Here is an 18,534-nt window from a genome sequence, read left to right on the forward strand (position 1 = left end):
GGGTTTGTCAAGCGTATAAATCACCCTTCAGGTATTTTAAGCCCGAATCACAAACCACGGTTACTATCTTTTTTCCCGGACCAAGTTCTCTGGCCCGCTGTAATGCTGCCCAGACGTTAGCCCCGGAAGTAGCACCGCCGAAGATTCCTTCTTTTGTCGCCAATTCTTTGGCCATTTTGTAAGCATCTTCGTCTGTAACTGCTATTACCTCATCGATGAGATCTTTTCGTAAAATTGAAGGAATAAAGGACAAACCGATACCTTCCAGTTTATGGGTTCCGCTAGTGTCGCCTCCCGAGATATTACGGACGTAATAGGGTTCAACAGCTATAGTGCGTAAGCGCGGAATTTTTTCTTTCAGTATCTCCGTATTCCCGGAGATACATCCACCACCCCCTACCGCCATGACAAACTCGTCGATCTCAGTTCCCAGCTCATTCAAAATTTCACGGCCCATAGGATGGTAGCCCCGTTTGTTATCCGGGTTGTTAATCTGGTCAGGCCAGAAGGTGTCATCTTCCGCTATAAGTTCTTTGGCCCTGGCAATCATGCGGTTAATCACCTCCCCGGTTAATTTGCCATTCTCAGCGTGGATCAGTTCTACGGTGGCACCAAAGGCCCTCATGGTTTGTATTTTCTCTTCAGAAAAGCCGTTAGAGGAAACAAAATGAGCCCGGTAGCCTTTTCGGGCACAGACCATGGCCAGGGAACTCCCGGTACTACCGCCGGTATATTCGACCACCTTCATGTTTTTTTGTAAACGACCGTTTTTTTCTGCGCCTTCAATCATGGACAGCGCCATGCGATCCTTCATGCTGCCGGTCAGGTTAGCACCTTCAAATTTCACATAGATATCTGCACTGTTTTTATCGGTAAGATGTTCCAGTTTAATTAAAGGGGTATTTCCTATTCCTCTCATTTGTTTTTGGGATTGGGGTTTAGAATTTGACTATACGCAGAAAGCAATGCTTCCAGAACGATATCTTTGGATATTTCTTTTAGTACAAAAGTGGTTGCTCCTTGCTCTCCCCACTTATTGGGGATAGGATAGATGTTTTTGGAATCTATGGAACAGAAAACTTTTTGTTCTTCAGGAGACAGGAAAATGTTAGCAGAGTTGTCTATGTCGAGAAAGGTAGCGAACATACGCTTGCCTACAACTCGGTATCCAATTCTTTCAAAATGTGGTCGTTCTTCCGTCCCGGGAAAGGATAATGCTAGCTTTTTAAATGTTTCTTCAGTAACCATGAAGTCAATATTAAATGTTGTTGATTTTAAGAAATAAGCCTTACCGAACTGTTCAATTCCGAGGCCCTCGGCTTCTCCCCGGGCAACTTTAACCGTTCCCAAAACAATGCCCCAGAAGGTGAGGATAATAATTATGTTAAGCGTTTTGATCATTCGCCGGACATTGTCGTATTGACGCTCCTCGTTTTCCATTGTGATCTTAACAGGGTAATTTATATACTGGGGATATTGTTTCAGCTTGTTCAACCCAATAAATAAAACTGTTGCAAGCAGTGGCAAAACAAAAATTACGGTTTTATCCCCAAAATTATCGGCCTTGCCTTTGCCATTAAAATGAATTGGGATTTGTTCGGGGAGGCTGCTATAAGAAAACACAACGTACAACCATAATAGAACTAACAGCAAATAGCTCCCGGTTTCAACACCTGTATAAATCAACTTAAGTAATCGCCTGGGGGTTCTATTTTCCACTCCTATCAGAAATTATTTCAGGTGTTCAATCTCATCTTCATCCAAAGTACCGGAATACTCCTCCCTTTCAAAATCCTCCCGCCCGATCCAGTAGTCCGAGGTTATGATCCTGTAACTGTCCAGCCCGGTTGTTTCCATTTGCCAGATGATACTCTCAGCATCCTTCAGTTCGCCATCCGCATCCAATTGCTCCTGGAAAAGTCGCTTCAGCACGCTTTTAGGGGACAATAGGTCGCTAAGCGTTCTTAAGATCACCTCTTTATTGACCTTCAGCATTCCCGCTAGTTTTAACTGGAGGTCGATCACAGAAGCCTTAGATCTCGGAAACTTACCATTAAATGCCTCTAACAGCAACTGGTTGATATTAAATAGTGGATAGTGAAAGGAGATGTCAGGATATTCTTCTCCCATGGGATTATCTAGCATTTCATGAGAAAGGTTGTTGATCTGGCTCGCTTTAAGACGTTCTCCCAGTTTAAAACGCAGTACTACTTCGGCTGCCTCTTCCGGCTCAAGCTCACTCAGGGCCATATAGAGCATTTCTTTTACTTCATCTTCAGGAATACTCTCCGCATCATCGTAATCCATGGACTGCAGCAAATTCCTGTAATCTGCAGCTTGCCAGTAATTATCGATCCGGTCGGCAGATCGGATCTTTTCAAGTTTAATAGAGAATTTCATTGTTCGTATATCTTCTTATGAAAATACGAAAGTCGGACTGAAATTTCAGAAGATTACAAAGTAAAGTGTATGATTCACAATCCAGGATATTTATTGGTCAAAATGATGAGGTATTTCTTTAATATGGTCAGGCCTACACAGAGGCTTTCAGGGTGCTGGTTTTATGCAGTGGCCGGGCTTAAATTACAACCGGGGCGGGTGGGAAGCCCATAGAGACAATGTGGTAACTACACTCATAGTTCTATCCGTTTCATGTCACCATCACATTTCTTGCGCCGGGGTCTGACTAATATATTATTCACTGCAAGGAAACTGCAGTGAGAATTTATAACTTATACCTGGGGAGGGGTTTAGTGTTCCCCGGTCGTTTCGCTTCTGGGTTTAATTGGGAAAAATACAGGTTTTCTTCAATCTGTAGTAATATCGCATGTTGGCAAAGTTTGCCACTTCCTTTCTGTGATAGGTTCGAAATACTTATAATATGGATATGTCTACTGCAAGGAAACTGCAGTGAGATTGCATAACTTATACCTGGGGAGGGGTTTAGAGATCCCCGGTCATTGTGTTTCTGATTTTAACGGTAACCAGGTTGGGGGTTTGGATCCCCAGAATCTTCCACTTTTTTAATGTATAATCTGCATTGCCCCTTGTTCACCACTTTCAATGGCAGAGAAGGGAGGCCTATCTATCCATACTATTTTATCCAAGCCATTTAAATGATTTATAAAAGCTACTAGGACTTATTAAATCGATGTCTGGCCCAGCTTAGCAATTCGCTTCCCACCACAGCCATAAAAGCAGCCAATGCATTGAACAACATGTCTATCGGATCAAAAACGCGCTGGGGTACAAATGCCTGCACACTTTCGTCCAAGACCCCGACGAATGTGGCAGCAAGTATCGCAATTATGGATGGCGAAGAAATTTCTGCGCCCTGGGACCTTCGTTCTTTCAAGGCCTCGTGGATAAGAAGTGCCACCACAGCGTATTCAAAAAGATGACTGCGTTCTATAGGGCTTCGCATCCGAACAAAGATCATAATATACACGGCCGCGAGTCCCAGGGCTAGGCCTATCTCTGCTTTCCCCGGTTTCCTGGAAAGTCCGTTGGTGATTACCATGGCAAGGACCAGCAAGCAACATAGAATAAATAGTCCGACCCCTAATACACTCTCCCCGATTTCCCTGGCCAGGGAACCGGCGAACCCAAGCGTGGTAAAGATCGCAACCAGTGCAGCCGCCAGCCAAAGCCACAGCCGTTTCTCTCGTTTGGAGGTGAAGTAGGACATGTTTTTAGATTTTACGTCATTTTACGGGCACGCACCAATGTGCCTTGCACCTATTATACTATCTTTTCCTGAAGCCGGTTTCTCAGGATAATAATGGTAAGGATATACATCAGGGCAACGGCCAAATGATGAGTTCTAATAAAGGAGTAGCCAACTGTTCGGGCAGCAAATTCTTTTCACTGCATTTCTATTGTTCTGTTCTCGATGCTCATGTTTTGTGGCGCTGTTCAATTTTTGGGATTGCGACTGTAAAGCATGCCGAAACCCGCATACCTTTTTAAAGATAGATGAAAAATCTGCATATGAGGATATTGTGAATTTTTCCATCTCGGTATTCGGGCAGAAAACACAGTCCTAGAGATCTAAGATAAGGGTGCGGAAAGCAGAATTGAAATTATTCCATGTAGATCGAGTCTATCTCTATCCTGAAGGATTCTTCCACTTTATTCCCTATAAGGATAGTGACTTCGGCAATCTCATCACCCGAAAAATCAGGGAGGTTCAGGATCCTGCCTCTAAAAACGGGGTACATATACTTCAGGTCAATGGCGATATCTTCCCACTCTCCGGAAGTATCAAAATGCGAGGTGTAGGAATAGTAGTTTCGGACGTGATCCTTTATTCGGAACTGGTATTTTTTACCGTCACCCTTGGCCCGGAGATGAATCTGGCTGTGATCAGAGACATTCATTTTAGGGAACCTGTAACGCACAGAGGAAAACCCGCCATTATTTTCAAGTGAGATTTGGCCTTTGAAGAGGGCATGACCTTCTTCTGTCAGGCAGAATTCACCTGTAGATTTTCCGCCCATAACGCCATCCACCACAACGACCCAACCACTGATATCTGCAGATTTGGAGAAATTAAAAATGATATCATTGGTCATGAACGAAATCAGTAATATTATGAAAATGAAATATTTCATAACAGGGGTTTTACATATACTATAAGATAGTGATTTTACGGCAGATAGCTACTATTTCCTCTAGCCAATGTTTTACCGGCCACCAAAATACCTTACCCGCTTGTCCGGCAATCTCTCCGAATGACAGATGTATAGAAGTTAAATTTGCATCAAACCAAACCGGTCGATAGCTCTTATGCCATATCCGGGAATGTCAAACTCCAGATTCTTCCAGGCAGTACCTTTTAGGCCAGAGAGACTAAACTTGTTCTTAGTTTTCTGAATTGTAAACAAAAATTCGGATTCATCGGGGTGATTCTGAGGTAATGGAGTATCCAGGCGTGTCATACCCCGGTGATTGATTGCCTGAGGAGTTTCATCTTTACTTGTAAAGCTCAGTGAAATCCAACTACAGCCTTCTTTGCACAGCAGTTTTAGGCCTCCTTTATTCTCCTTCACTATTATTTTAAACGGTATGGGTTCTGCATCCTCATTTTCCTGTGCATTTAAGGGAACAGCACATAATAATAGGAACAGCACATATTTAACACCTTGTATGGTCTGAACAACTTCTTTCATAACGAAATGATATATTGAGTCTGAAAATTAAAATAGTCTATGCAAATGACTATGAATATAGAAAATATACATTAACCGGTCAAGGATTTTTTTTTATGTGTTTGGTTAGTTGAGGGGTGCTAAACTAGTTATCTGAACACACTGAGATGAAATACCCATCCGGATCGCGCAGCGAAAATTCCATTCGGCCCGAATTGGTATTTAAATGCGGACGTGCTTCTACTTTGGTCTTTAATTCTTCGGCATTTTTCCAGGTTTTCTCAAGGTCATCGACTACAAAATACAGGATGAGCCCATTACCCGGGGCTATTTCGGGGTTTTTAAAAGTGGGATGGTCATGTGCATCCCAGCGGTGAAGGGAAAGGAGCTGTTCTCCTGCTTCATCTGTCAGGATCTCGAACAGCGGGCCTCTATGGCTCCTATTGCATCCTAGTAATTCCATATACCAGGAAGCACTTGCTTCTACATCCCTTACGGCTATGATAGGTTCTGATCTTAGCATCTTGTAGAAAAAATGTGGAGAGATCCTTTAATCGGAGTACTATTTCATTTCTATGAGTTGAATGAGGTTGCCGCAATTATCATCGAGAACTGCAATTTTGGCAGAGCCAACATCTGTGGGTTTCGTTGTGAACTCGACCCCTAGTTTAACAAGGCGATCATACTCCTCATCCAAGCTGTCTACATTGAACTGCGTACACGGTATCCCGGCATTATATAAGGCCTCCTGGTACGTCTTGGCGGGTTCAAAATTATTCGGGGCAGGTTCCAGTAAGACCTCCGGACCGTCCTGATCGTCCGGTGCGACTAGGGTCAGCCAGCGATTTTCCCCTCCCACTGGAATATCTTGTTTTTTTATAAAGCCAAGTTTTTTGGTGTAAAACTGTAAGGCTTTTTCCTGTTCCCTAACCATTACACTAACGACCCTCACTCTCATAGTTGATTGTTTTTGCATTAATATTCAGTTGTATGGTAAATATATAAAACCGGTCATTCTTCACTTAGCTCTTTCACTTTCTGAAGCCAATTCTTCCAAACTACTTTCTGTGCTTCGAAATCCTGGCCATGGGGTCCTGAAAATACCTGTAAATTAGATCCGTAATCCCCCCCACTGAGGGTAAACTTCTCAACATAGGCCATGCCATCAAAATTATAATCTACCTGTATCAGTTTGCGATCCACTCGTTTTGCCACAACTCCTGTCGCAACAATACCCCCGGTACTGTACTTAAAATGAACCTTGGAGCCCAATTCCCAATCCGACTCCAGGTATGCATTTTTGTCAAAGGCATTGCCCAGTATCCTGGCGTAATCGGGATTAGTAATTACATCCCATACATGCGCAGTTGATGCAGCGATAGCAATTTCGGATGATATGACCGGGCTACGTCCCATGGCCTGAGTATTTTAAAAGGACTCCTATTAAAGTTACTAAATTAGAGTAGTGACTCCATGTCTTTCAGGAAATATCTTGCTCAATATTTTGGTTTTGATGAGTAGGCATCAGTACTTCTTTAGCTTTTCAAGCTCAAACCCTATTCGGACTTAAAGACCTCTAACTCGATCTCGATCATGAATTCGGGTAAGGCCAATTCTTTTACCCCAAGCCAGGAACCGGTTGGAAAGTGGTTGGTGTACACCTGGTTGCGGTAGGCTGCAACTTCCAGGAACTGGGGCATATCTGTGGTAAAAATATTTTCGACGATCACATCGTCAAAACTGCAGCCAAAATGTTCTAATACCTTCCCTAGATCCTCGTAGCAATTCTTCATTTGCTGTTCCATGTCCCCTATGGCGGTAGGATTACCTTCTTCGTCCATACTTACAGCTCCTGAAATTCTTATTTCGTCTCCTATCTTTACCGCGTGAGAATACCCATAAGCTTTTTCCACTCCCGGGCGCAACAGGAAATATTCGGCAGTATCGCGCACCATCACTACTTTCTTCTCAATCTCTTTGTGCTCTTCATTTCCTGTACAGGAAGTCATACAGAGTAGGGATAAATTTAATGAAATGGCTAAAGTGGTTGCCAGCAGGCGGACAGCTAGAATTCTCATGAGTTACAGTTTTTAGCAGAAGACCATTCTTCTTGCCTCAAAATGTAGAAGTTAATCCTATTTGTTTAGAGAAAACAAGGACGAAGCATATTGATTATTTCCCCGGGCGGATAAATTTCTTAGCAGGCAGCCATTTAAGGATTAGGGCAACTTACAGCTCCAATTTCCTTACTTCCTCCGGGAATTTATCTCCTACCAGATTAAGTTGAATGCCGTGTTCCAGGTAAGCTTTTAAACCGGCGATCAATAAGGTGAATCCACCGGTACTGTCCTTAATCACGCTAAGTAATGCATCCCCGGTTTCCGTAAAACCATAGTTGCGAATTTTGAGGTAACAGGAATGATCAGAAACAGCCATAAATTCAAAATCGACAATGGTCGCAGGATCTCCCCAGGAAATGGAAATCTTTCGGTCTTGTACCATTTCCCTGACCATTACGGAAGCTGATACTCCGTACATCTCCCATTCCCAGGTCACACTCTTCCCTTCCTCTAATTTACCACTCGATTTTGTAAACCAGAATTTAGTAGTGATAGCGGAATCTGTTAATGCCTGGTAGACCGTTGATACGGGTTTCCTGATCAACATCTGTGCCTCTGCCGATGCAATATTAGTAGAGCTCATAATTGAATACTTGCTTAGTTCTGTCCTTTCTAAAGTAAGTAAAATATTGTACTTTATAGGAGCCGGCTTGGTATATGGCTAATAGATAAATTCTATTAAACTGCAAAAATACATAGCGATTTCTTTGGTAAATTGCTTAAGCGATACAGATACGAAATAAATAACAAAATCAATTATGGAAGAAAAGGATACAAATGTGATCTCTTCGGAGAATCACGGTACATCGAGTTATAATATGAATGATGCTGCACAATGCCCTTTCCTGAATGGCGCGCTGCGGCAAACAGCCGGCGGGGGAATGACCAATAGGGATTGGTGGCCTAACCGTCTCAATTTGGATATCCTCAGGCAGCAGTCGAGCCTGACAGACCCTATGGACAAAGACTTTGATTATGCGGAGGAATTTAAGTCGCTGGACCTGGAGGCAGTAAAGAATGATCTCCGTGAGCTGATGACAACATCTCAAGATTGGTGGCCAGCAGATTACGGGCATTACGGGCCTTTCTTTATTCGTATGGCCTGGCATAGTGCGGGAACTTACAGGGTGTACGATGGACGAGGAGGAGCAGGGTCCGGAACTCAGCGTTTTGCCCCGCTGAACAGCTGGCCTGATAACGCTAACCTGGATAAGGCACGATTATTACTTTGGCCAATAAAGAAAAAATACGGTCGTAAAATATCCTGGGCAGACCTTATGATCCTCACCGGTAATATGGCTCTTGAAACCATGGGGCTGAAACCATTCGGTTTTGCAGGAGGACGTGAAGATATCTGGGAACCGGAAAAAGATATCTACTGGGGATCTGAAACCGAGTGGTTAGGTGATAAACGTTACACGGAAGATCGTGATTTGGAGCAACCCCTTGCCAATGTGCAAATGGGGCTTATTTACGTAAACCCCGAAGGGCCTAACGGTAATCCGGACCCGCTTGCTGCCGCAAAGGACATCCGCGAAACCTTTAAAAGAATGGCGATGAACGACTATGAAACCGTAGCGTTGATCGCCGGGGGGCACACCTTTGGAAAGACCCATGGTGCTGCCAATCCTGAAGAATACGTAGGACCGGAACCTGCCGGGGCTACAATCGCGGAACAGAGTATGGGATGGGGCAACACCTTTGGTACCGGTAATGCCGAATATACGATCACCAGTGGATTGGAAGGCGCCTGGACTAAAACACCTGCCCAGTGGAGTAACGATTATTTTGATCACCTATTTGGGTTCGAATGGGAGCTTACCAAGAGTCCGGCCGGGGCCTTCCAATGGAAACCAAAGGATGGTGCCGGGGAAGGTTTAATCCCTGACGCACATGATCCCGGGAAAAAACATGCCCCTTTTATGTTGACCACAGACCTTTCACTGAGGATGGATCCTGATTACGAGAAAGTATCAAGACATTTCCACGAGAACCCGGAGGAATTTGCTGATGCTTTTGCACGTGCCTGGTACAAGCTTACCCACAGGGATATGGGGCCTCTGGAGCGTTACCTGGGACCCGATGTGCCAACAGAAGAACTGAGCTGGCAAGACCCTATTCCCGAAGCGGATTATGAAACTATTGACGAGGCAGATATAAGAACCCTGAAAGGACATATCCTCGAATCAGGATTGTCCATATCTGAAATGGTGTCTACGGCCTGGGCCTCTGCATCTACATTCCGTGGATCTGATAAGCGGGGAGGCGCCAACGGTGCCCGTATCCGGTTTGCACCACAGAAGGACTGGGAAGTAAACAACCCTGGGCAACTGTCTAAAGTGCTGGATGCCTATACAGGAATTCAGAATAAGTTTAACGATGCGCAGTCCGGGAATAAGAAAGTGTCTATGGCAGATCTGATCGTCCTTGGAGGTTCTGTGGGAATAGAGAAGGCGGCTAAGAATGCTGGCAGAGAGATAACTGTTCCATTCTACCCGGGGCGCAGGGATGCCCTTGAGGAGCAAACGGATGTAGAATCTTTTGAATACCTGGAACCACAGGCTGACGGTTTCCGCAATTATGCGAAGGCCAAGCACAATGTTACCGCAGAGGAGATGTTGGTAGACAGGGCACAATTGCTTACCCTTACAGCTCCGGAGATGACAGTTTTATTGGGTGGAATGCGTGTTATGGAAACGAATTACGACAACTCCAGGCACGGTGTATTCACCGATCGCCCCGGGGCATTGACTAACGACTGGTTTGTAAACCTGGCAGATCTTGGCATTTCCTGGAAAGCAACTTCAGAAGAAGAGAAGGAATTTGAAGGACGCGACCGCAAGACCGGAGAATTAAAATGGACCGGTACTCGTGCGGACCTTATTTTTGGTTCTAATACTGAGTTGCGGGCATTGGTAGAGGTATATGGATGTGAGGATGCTCAGGACAAATTTGTTAAAGATTTTGTCGCGGCATGGACCAAGGTGATGAACCTGGACAGGTTTGATCTTCGATCCTAAAAGTCAGGTTCAAATATGTTAAAAGGCGCCCAATATTGGGCGCCTTTTTTATGGCCTTTTATATTCATAATAACTTCTGGTAATCCAGTCTTCTGAATCGTCAAACTGCACTTCTTTTTTTAGTGAGAACTCACTTTTGTCGATGGTATACGTCATCCTATTGATGGCCATTTTTCCTTCGTTCCCGTCCTTCTGCCGGTATTTAGCTACGATCTGTAACTGCCCGTTGGATAGTGTTTTACGGGATTTGATGGGTTTTTTATTGATGAACCTGCCGTCTTTGGATATTGAAAGTCTTGATTTGTTGTTGGCCCCGGGCTCGTTTGGGAAAATTTCCTCTAGTCGTAATTTAAAAGGCGAATTGCTTTCATATACCTTGAGTTGTACAGGGAGGGAGAAAGGATTCCCACTGCTGTAATCCAGGTAGGTGAGCAGACCTGTCCAATTACCGACCAGCATTTTTAAATCTTCTGTTCTAATACGATCTGAACCAATATTTTGCCCGAAAAGTGCGGCAGGCGGAAAAATAAACAGCATCAGGACTATGAAAACTACAATTCGCGAGTTGTGGTGAATATTGATCCAAAAAGGATTGAATAATTCGGGATTCATGCCGGCGGATTTAAGATCCTCTGTATGAGATATTTGCCACGGTAAGCAATTTTTTCAGACAGAGCACTTTATATCCCAGGGTGTAAAGCGACTACTTTTTACCGCCTCAGGATTATATTAATAAGCTTAGTTGTTGATGCTCGGAAATATTTTATTAAAATACGGGGGTAGACTAGCTTCAATATAGATGAGCCGTTCTTGTATCGGATGCCTAAATTCTAATGATGCAGCATGTAGATATAGTCGGGTACCCTTGAATTCCGAACCGTATTTCCTGTCTCCTAAGATGGGGTGACCTATCCCGGCCAGGTGCCTTCTGAGCTGATTTCTTCTACCTGTTTTGGGGTGAAGTCGGAGTAGGTTGAGCTGCCCGTATTTTTCAGAGGGGACACTAGCAAGAATTTGGAAGGTGGTATGTGCAATTTTTTCGTCAAGAGGAACTCTGATTTCGTCTATTGGTTCCATTATTCCCATGGTAATTGCATAGTAGGTTTTATCTACCTGCTTGTCTTCGAACATTCTATTTAATGCCCGTATACAACTAGCGGTTTTCCCTACTAGCAAAATTCCCGTGGTGGGGAAATCCAGGCGATGGACAGGTTGTGGGATACAGGAATCGGATTCACTACTGTCTTTTAAGTTAAAGGGGAGGGCATTGGCAATAGTCCGGAACTTGTTTCCACTCACCGCAATCCCGGCAGGTTTATTGATCGCCGCCAGGAACTCATCTTCGTAGCGCACTTCTAAGGGCAGCTCCAGGAATTTCGTTGGCTTTTGAATTGTCGGCAAGTTGAGGTGAATAGTTTCACCTCCGCGGATCATAGTAGCAGTACTGGCCGTGATCCCGTCTACGGAGATACACTTTTTTTTGAGCAATTTCTTTAAGGCCGACTTGGTCGCGGTGGCCTCAAATATGCCTACACCGTATTCCTGCAACCGCATGGGCTCTGGTAGGCGTGGTACATTATGAGTATCGGTTCTGTTGATATTTTTATCGTTTAGCCCACAGCTCTTCACCCTTATAGAGGTATTCGGTCAAGAGGGTTTCATAGAGCGGCATAGCATTATCTCCATTGAGAAAGATAAGGAATCCATTTCCGGATTTGGGAAAAATTATGGCCAGGGTGCTTACCCCGGGATCTTTACCGCTGTGTAGTAATGCATACTCTTCCTCACTGAACCCGGTCAGGATTTCCCAGCCTAACCCGAAGAAATTTTCTTCCCGGGTTTTTACCTGCTGCCGGGTCATCTCCCGGAAAAGTTCAGTGGATAGCCCGGCACCATTGATGACGTACTCCAGGAATCGGCCGTAGTCTGTTGTGGTTGTGAGGAGGTTGGCTGCAGCATTAGCCTCGTAATACTTATGGATTGGTATTTGGTTTCCCTCAGCATCAAAGTTCCGTGCATATCGAGATTCATCCATGCTTTTATCCCACCAGAACCGTGTATCGGTCATGCCCGCCGGGTCAAAGACCAGTTCGCGGGCCAGGTCTTCAATTGTTCGTCCCAATTTCTTCTCAATCGCTTTGCGCAGGTATTCGAACCCTTCACCGGAATACTGGTAGGCTGAACCCGGATCAAACTGGAAACCCAGTTTATTATTTTCCTGTAAGTATCGCCAATTGGGGAATCCCGTCTGGTGCGTTAATACTAATTTTGGAGTCAGCATTTTATATCGCTTATCTCCTTTTAAATCCGGATCAACCCAGTATTTATACAAAGGTTCATCCATTTCCAGAAGACCCAGTTCAATAAGTTTAAGGGCAGTCATTGCAACGACGGGCTTGGTTAGCGAAGCTACCTTGAAAATAGCATTTTGAGGTGCCGAACGCTCTCCATCCAGACTGCCGTATATTTCTGTACTGTGAAGCTTGCCATTCTTGATGATCGCCAGCCCCAGTGCCGGCACTTTATTTTCCCTTAATAGCCGATTGAAGTCTCTCGTTCTAATATCCTCGGGATCGGGTTCGCGGTGGTCATAACTGAGAACTTCTGCCAATTTCCATTTTTGGTTGTCAAACAGCCAGGTATGGGTAAATTTCGCAATACCGGTCCAACGGTCTTCCTTGCCTTGTTCCCGAATAAAAAAATTATGAATACCATGCTGAATGGCCCCATACAGCTGCCCCTTATCATATAGAGGGTAAACTTCCAGGCTTCCCGGGTCTACTTCTCGTATGGGCTTTACACCCTGGTTAGCACAAATATTGTTCTTAATATTCTCCAGGAATTGTTGACGGTCTTGCATACCGCCCTGGTCATGGTAAAAACGCAGGTCTTTGGTAATATTTTCCTCCAGGTAATCCAGATCGCATTGATTAAAACTTCGCTCAAAGTATATACTATCCTTGGCCTTAAGGGTAAGGTAGAGATTACTATGGGCATCTTCTTGTGCAATAATGGGGAATACTCCCAATAATAACGTTAAAACAAATAGCTTCAGTGGTTGAGACATAGAGTTCAATTTTGCCGCAAAGTTTTCAAATTTACCGATTCAGATCACCAGTTTATCCCCGCCAATAAGCCGTCAAAAACCTGACAATAGTTATAATAGACTGAAGTTTAGGCTGATATACAGTTTTCCATGCCTGTCCAGCTCTGCTGCATTTCTCAGTATAATAAATACGTTAGACAGGGCGAGAAACAGCATAACAGCTGGCATCCATACCCTGCCTAAGGAAAGCCATTTTCCAAGGAATGTTGAAGAGAGAAATAGGAATGCTGCTGCCAGTGCCCATAATATTTGTACGGTAATCAGCTGCCGGCTAAGCGCGTTGAAATCCTTTCTGATAAACAAGATCGAAAGTGGGAATAAAATGTTTAACGGGGGAAAAAATGCTACCGGCAGGGAAGACAGGTTTACAAGCTTCAAAAAGCCTATATTTAAAGAGGGTGCCCGGTCAGGTTTGGAAAGCAGGTAGGATGCTTCAATTTCTAACGCCTTCGCCAGTGCCTTAAGTGTGTGTCCCTTTGGCTGGGTGCCGGCTTCGACTCGTTGAATGGTGCGGACAGAAATCCCTGAGCTTTTACTCAGCTCTTCCTGGGTCATATTCCTGGCTTCACGGAATTTTAATAATTCAGACATGTCCGGTAAAAGAAGTATTGATTGATCCTTAAAAGTAAGATTTATCTTTTAGTTCAAAACCTTTTCTGTGGCGGATAAATCACCGTCAATATCTGCCGGGACTTCAATCCCGAGGATTTTACAGATGAGTGGGTAAATATGAATGTTCCTTATAGGGGGGATACTGTAACCACTTTTAAAAGCAGGGCCGTTCGCATAAAATATCCCGTGCATATCCTTCAGCTTGGGATCAAAGCCATGCAAACCGAAAACTTTTTGGGAAGATTGCTTGCGCTTTTCTATGGCCCGCTGGCTGCTGAAATAGAAGCCGGGATCCGGGATGACCTGCAGTGGTCCCCAATTTTCATTCCTCGGTACATATTCAAAATGAGGAGCCTGCTGGGTCCGGTATACCTTATAACCTGATTCCTGTGCTTTTAATTGCTCGTAAATTTCATCAACACTGTTTTTGCCTTTAGGATGTATGCTCACAATAGCTCCGTTACTAATGGCCCTGTATCGGCTGGTGTCCTGTACCATTTCTAATGGTAGCAGGTTATCCACCGTGGCAGTGAACATCCCATGATCTGAGACCAGGATTACATTTACGGGTAATCCCGAATTTTCTATTCCCCGGAATAGGTAACCCAGGTCTTCGTCAAGCTTTAATAAGGCGCGGGTTATGTTCTCTTCGTCTTCGGGGCCATATTCATGACCGGCATCATCCATGTCTGAGAAATACATGGTGATCAGGTGGGGTCTTTTCTTCTCGGGTAATTGCAACCATTTCAGCGCTTGCGATACGCGTTCTTCATTAGTGGTTTTACCGTCGTATTTAAAATAGTATGAAGGGTGCATCCCCTGGATATCGGCTTCTGTACCCACAAAAAAATAACTGGCAGTGACCATGCCTGCTTTGTCTGCCTGTACCCAGATCGGAATTCCCTTATAAAATGTCCCATCCTCTACCACCTCGCGATTGCCGACAGCGTAGACCTCTTCCTTATCATAATGGTAATAAAGGTTTCCCAGAAGTCCATGTTTGTCCGGGTACATTCCGGTGGCAATCGAATAATGATTAGGAAATGTTTTGGAAGGGAATGTCGGGATAAGTGACTCTGCCTTAACACCTTTCTCGATGAAGTTTACAAGCTGGGGAGGAGAGAATCTATCTACGTAATCCCAGCGGAAACCATCCAGGGAGATCAGGATTACATAGGGTTTATCTAAAACTGAATTATCATTCTTTTGAACAGCACCTCCCAGGGTTTTGCGACTACAGGAAGCCAGGGTGATAAGGCTGATTATAAGAAGCAGGACGAGAGCTTGATATTTTTTAAAAAGGTGCATGAGAAATAAATATTAAAGAAATCTGAGCCAAAGGTTTCAGATTATTAGCCGGAATTCTTTTTCGGGCGGGAAGTTAAACATTCTCCTAATTATGATGGCTGTTCCGAAGGATGAAAATTGACCGGGAACCAGTATTTGGAGTCAGTAATAATATGATATTCAGAACATTATTTTCATTCTCAACTGTAACATTTTGCCTGAAATAACATCTTATACCATGTAGACACTATACTTATAAACCATATCGTAATGAAACTTCTGACTTTCCTTTTCATTTTAGCTTTTTCATATCCAGTACAATCGCAGGTTACCCTGACAGCTCAACAATGGCAGGAAGATCTCAGCTTCCTGCAGGAAACAGTACACAAGGATTATGCATTTTTATTCAAGAAAACCACCGAGGAAGAATTTGACCGCTCGGTAGCCTCGCTCCATAAGGCAATCCCGGAAATGCAGGACCACGAAGTGGTGGTCGGATTGGCAAAGATTATAGCTATGTTCAAATACGGGCATACTGATATCAGCTTCCGGCAGGAACCCTACGATTTCCGGAACTTTCCTTTTAACCTTTACCAATTCCAGGATGGGATGTATATCCAAGGCACCCATAAGGAACATGCAGGAGCCCTGGGTGCCAAGGTCGTCGCTGTGGCAGGAATGCCGATAGATAAAGCCCTGGAAGCTATTTACCCAGTGGTGCCGGCAGAAAATGAACAATATTTTAAAGCCTTTGGTATTAACTACCTGCGTTTCCCGGAAGTTCTGCATGCGACGGGAATTACCCCGGAATTATCTGAAACCGTTACCCTGACCCTGGAGAAGAACGGCAAGACGTTTACTCATGAATTCAGGGCCATGCCAAAGGGAGAACGCCCGCCTGTAAATTACAGTTTGATACAACAGGATGGGGATTGGCTGGAAGCCCGTGATCAAACTGTTACCCCGCATTACCTGGGAGAGCTGGATAAGCATTATTATTATAAATATCTTCCCGATGAAAAAACGGTTTATGTTAGGCAGAGCTCAGTCTTTCATGATCCTGCAGAGGATATCCCTTCCTTTTATCAGCGGGTGTTCGACTTTATAGATAAAAACGAGGTTGATAAATTGGTGTTAGACGTACGCCTCAACGGGGGTGGAAATAATTTTAATAATAAGGAAGTGGTCACCGGGATCATCCGCTCTGAGAAGATCAACCAACCTGGGAAGTTTTTCGTGATCCTTGGCAGACGAACCTTCTCGGCCTGCCAGAACCTGGTGCTGGAACTGGACAATTATACCCATGCTATTTTCGTAGGCGAACCCACATCTGAGAATGTAAATTTCTACGGGGATAATAACAAAGTGACCCTTCCCAATAGAGGGATCCCGGTGTTCCTGTCCTGGGCATGGTGGCAGGATAAACCCCAATGGCAGAATGCACCCTGGCTTGCTCCCCATATCGCGGTAGAGATGAGTTTTAAGGAGTATAGTACAAACCAGGATCCTGTTCTGCAAACTGCTTTGAATTTTGATTCTGAGAACTTCATCATAGACCCGATGCAGTATATGACCGATTTATATAAAACCGGCCAGCAAGAGAGATTAATGACGGAAACCAAGCGGATGATGGCCGACTCCGCTTATAAATTTTTCGATTTTGAAGCCGAACTGAATAGTACAGGCTACAGGGTTTTGAATAGTGAAGATTACCAGGAGGCTATTGCCATCTTCGGATTTGTAACGCTTTTGTTCCCGGAATCTGCCAACGCCTGGGACAGCCTTGCGGAAGCGTACTGGAAATCCGGGGACAACGAGCAGGCGATTGCCCTGTATAATAAAGTACTGTCCATGGATCCGGATGGCCCTACCGGGAAGAATGCCCGCGAAAAATTAGCCGAGATCAGGCAGGGCACTCATTAAGCTGATGGCAGGGAAAACATGAGGCCATATTAAATTTATTTTTTATTGACGGCCTCTTCTTTTGTTGTTCGGTAAAGGCGAAAATAATACCAGGCAGCGATCCCGCCTATTAAGTAAAACAGTGCCATCATCAGGAATACGTCCTGGTGTCCCTCCAGCCCCGGCGAATTATCCAGTAAATAACCCATGGCCGGACCGGCAAAGATATCCGGGGTGTAGCCGATAAGGGAGATCATTCCCACGGCTGTACCTGTGAGTACCAGGGGAATCCGGCCTCTTTGCATGACGGCAAAATAGAGCGATCGGGCGGCATATACCCCCGCAGCAACAATAAGTATGGAAATAAAAAACAGGGCAGTGACTGAAGGTGTGATCAAACCCATCGCGAATAGAAGGGCTCCGATAAAAGCAACCACAAAACTCACAAGTAGCCAGTAAGTCGTCTGTGAACGATCTGCAAGGATCCCGATGATCACCCCGATCACGGGACGAACAAAAAGGAGGAAGGTTCCTACCTGGGCAGACTGTACCTGGTCATACAGCATCACGTCCTGGGCATATAGTGAGAAAACATCGGTGATCTTATAACCTACGTAGGCGCAGAGAATAATGACCATCAACAGCCAGACCGAGGGCAGGCGTAATACAGCACTTACCTGGGAGAGCTCGATCTTTTTAAGTACGATGGTCTCCTCAACCGTGGTATCCAGTTTCATAAAGATCCATACTAACAGGCCTACAATCACCACTATGCCAGAGCAAACCAGAATAACCTGCCTGAAAGCAGCCCTGCTTTCTGATATGCTTACTTCGGAAACTTCACCGCTAATGAAAAGGGAAAAGATGAGTACACCTAATGCCCCGAAGAGTGCACCCACCAGGCCACGACCGCCATCGAGAAAACCAAAGGCCTTCCCTTGTGAAGTTGTTCCTCCCCAGACCCGGGTGGCTTTGATCATAGGTGCCCAGAAAAGAAAAATTGTCGTGAATCCCCAATACCCATAAAGCAATTTCAGTACAGTGTAACTAGGGAAAGTAGCATACAGCAGGCCGCCCAGGGCTGTCATCCAGAGTGCCACCGCGATCAGTTTACGGGGGGGGTACTTGTCAGCTATCGGACCTCCGAAAAGATAGGAGACCAGTGCCACAATCCCGTATACAGAATAACACAGGCCGAGTTGCAGGTTATCTAATTCAAAGACCTGCAGTACCGTAGGTCTGAAGACCCGGGCCAGTACGAAGGGCAGAATAAAGACCGATTCCCCGGCGAGAATAAGTAATACAAGGTAATACCAAGGCGCTTTTCTATCGTCCAT

19 protein-coding genes and 1 pseudogene are annotated in these 18,534 nt (G+C 44.7%); 2 read left to right on the plus strand and 18 right to left on the minus strand.

Features of this window, described 5'->3' with window-relative positions:
* Positions 1 to 7: 7 nt before the first annotated feature.
* The 12 genes and pseudogenes from PP178_RS05230 to PP178_RS05280 form a co-directional block, all read right to left on the minus strand.
* Entirely contained in the window at positions 8 to 919 is a 912-nt protein-coding gene (locus PP178_RS05230; RefSeq protein WP_272593252.1) for a PLP-dependent cysteine synthase family protein, read from the minus strand.
* Positions 916 to 1,494: an MmcQ/YjbR family DNA-binding protein gene (locus tag PP178_RS05235; protein WP_272593253.1), complete on the minus strand. Its 579-nt coding sequence runs from the start codon at positions 1,492 to 1,494 to the stop codon at positions 916 to 918. Before PP178_RS05235 ends, PP178_RS05230 begins: the two co-directional genes overlap by 4 nt.
* A 30-nt stretch (positions 1,495 to 1,524) precedes the next feature.
* Positions 1,525 to 1,719, minus strand: a pseudogene (locus PP178_RS14795) (DUF1648 domain-containing protein); the annotation flags it as partial.
* Between the two features lie 12 nt (positions 1,720 to 1,731).
* A complete protein-coding gene (locus PP178_RS05240; protein ID WP_272593254.1) occupies positions 1,732 to 2,400 on the minus strand; it encodes a hypothetical protein in 669 nt (222 codons plus the stop codon).
* A gap of 733 nt (positions 2,401 to 3,133) precedes the next feature.
* Positions 3,134 to 3,688: a VanZ family protein gene (locus PP178_RS05245; protein ID WP_272593255.1), complete on the minus strand. Its 555-nt coding sequence runs from the start codon at positions 3,686 to 3,688 to the stop codon at positions 3,134 to 3,136.
* 394 nt (positions 3,689 to 4,082) lie between these two features.
* On the minus strand, positions 4,083 to 4,613 hold the full coding sequence (locus tag PP178_RS05250; protein ID WP_272593256.1) for a CIA30 family protein: 531 nt from the start codon (positions 4,611 to 4,613) through the stop codon (positions 4,083 to 4,085).
* Between the two features lie 138 nt (positions 4,614 to 4,751).
* Positions 4,752 to 5,171 carry a hypothetical protein gene (locus PP178_RS05255; protein ID WP_272593257.1) on the minus strand — a complete coding sequence of 140 codons (420 nt, stop codon included), beginning with the start codon at positions 5,169 to 5,171 and terminating at the stop codon, positions 4,752 to 4,754.
* 124 nt (positions 5,172 to 5,295) lie between these two features.
* Positions 5,296 to 5,673, minus strand: coding sequence for a VOC family protein (locus tag PP178_RS05260; RefSeq protein ID WP_272593258.1), 378 nt, complete (start codon positions 5,671 to 5,673; stop codon positions 5,296 to 5,298).
* Positions 5,674 to 5,712: 39 nt separating this feature from the next.
* Entirely contained in the window at positions 5,713 to 6,108 is a 396-nt protein-coding gene (locus PP178_RS05265; protein WP_272593259.1) for a VOC family protein, read from the minus strand.
* A gap of 53 nt (positions 6,109 to 6,161) precedes the next feature.
* A complete protein-coding gene (locus PP178_RS05270) occupies positions 6,162 to 6,566 on the minus strand; it encodes a hypothetical protein (RefSeq protein ID WP_272593260.1) in 405 nt (134 codons plus the stop codon).
* A gap of 140 nt (positions 6,567 to 6,706) precedes the next feature.
* A complete protein-coding gene (locus PP178_RS05275) occupies positions 6,707 to 7,105 on the minus strand; it encodes a RidA family protein (protein ID WP_272593621.1) in 399 nt (132 codons plus the stop codon).
* Positions 7,106 to 7,379: 274 nt separating this feature from the next.
* Positions 7,380 to 7,853, minus strand: a complete 474-nt coding sequence (locus tag PP178_RS05280) for an SRPBCC family protein (RefSeq protein WP_272593261.1) — start codon at positions 7,851 to 7,853, stop codon at positions 7,380 to 7,382.
* Between the two features lie 175 nt (positions 7,854 to 8,028).
* Between PP178_RS05280 and katG the strand changes: the two genes are divergently transcribed.
* Complete coding sequence (gene katG, locus PP178_RS05285) at positions 8,029 to 10,290, plus strand: catalase/peroxidase HPI (protein ID WP_272593262.1); 2,262 nt, start codon at positions 8,029 to 8,031, stop codon at positions 10,288 to 10,290.
* 48 nt (positions 10,291 to 10,338) lie between these two features.
* Here katG and PP178_RS05290 read toward each other — a convergent pair whose 3' ends face one another.
* The 5 genes from PP178_RS05290 to PP178_RS05310 form a co-directional block, all read right to left on the minus strand.
* Complete coding sequence (locus PP178_RS05290; RefSeq protein WP_272593263.1) at positions 10,339 to 10,902, minus strand: hypothetical protein; 564 nt, start codon at positions 10,900 to 10,902, stop codon at positions 10,339 to 10,341.
* 126 nt (positions 10,903 to 11,028) lie between these two features.
* On the minus strand, positions 11,029 to 11,844 hold the full coding sequence (locus PP178_RS05295; protein ID WP_272593264.1) for an RluA family pseudouridine synthase: 816 nt from the start codon (positions 11,842 to 11,844) through the stop codon (positions 11,029 to 11,031).
* Between the two features lie 49 nt (positions 11,845 to 11,893).
* Positions 11,894 to 13,357, minus strand: a complete 1,464-nt coding sequence (locus PP178_RS05300) for a class A beta-lactamase-related serine hydrolase (RefSeq protein WP_272593265.1) — start codon at positions 13,355 to 13,357, stop codon at positions 11,894 to 11,896.
* Positions 13,358 to 13,447: 90 nt separating this feature from the next.
* A complete protein-coding gene (locus tag PP178_RS05305; protein WP_272593266.1) occupies positions 13,448 to 13,987 on the minus strand; it encodes a helix-turn-helix domain-containing protein in 540 nt (179 codons plus the stop codon).
* Positions 13,988 to 14,035: 48 nt separating this feature from the next.
* The gene (locus PP178_RS05310; RefSeq protein ID WP_272593267.1) at positions 14,036 to 15,316 is read right to left on the minus strand and encodes an alkaline phosphatase family protein; all 1,281 of its coding nucleotides are present in this window, start codon (positions 15,314 to 15,316) and stop codon (positions 14,036 to 14,038) included.
* 249 nt (positions 15,317 to 15,565) lie between these two features.
* Between PP178_RS05310 and PP178_RS05315 the strand changes: the two genes are divergently transcribed.
* A complete protein-coding gene (locus PP178_RS05315; protein ID WP_272593268.1) occupies positions 15,566 to 17,218 on the plus strand; it encodes a tetratricopeptide repeat protein in 1,653 nt (550 codons plus the stop codon).
* Positions 17,219 to 17,253: 35 nt separating this feature from the next.
* Here the strand turns inward: PP178_RS05315 and PP178_RS05320 are convergent, their stop codons facing one another.
* A complete protein-coding gene (locus PP178_RS05320; RefSeq protein WP_272593269.1) occupies positions 17,254 to 18,534 on the minus strand; it encodes an MFS transporter in 1,281 nt (426 codons plus the stop codon).

This window comes from Zeaxanthinibacter sp. PT1 (genome assembly GCF_028464225.1).
Taxonomy (GTDB): Bacteria; Bacteroidota; Bacteroidia; order Flavobacteriales; family Flavobacteriaceae; genus Zeaxanthinibacter.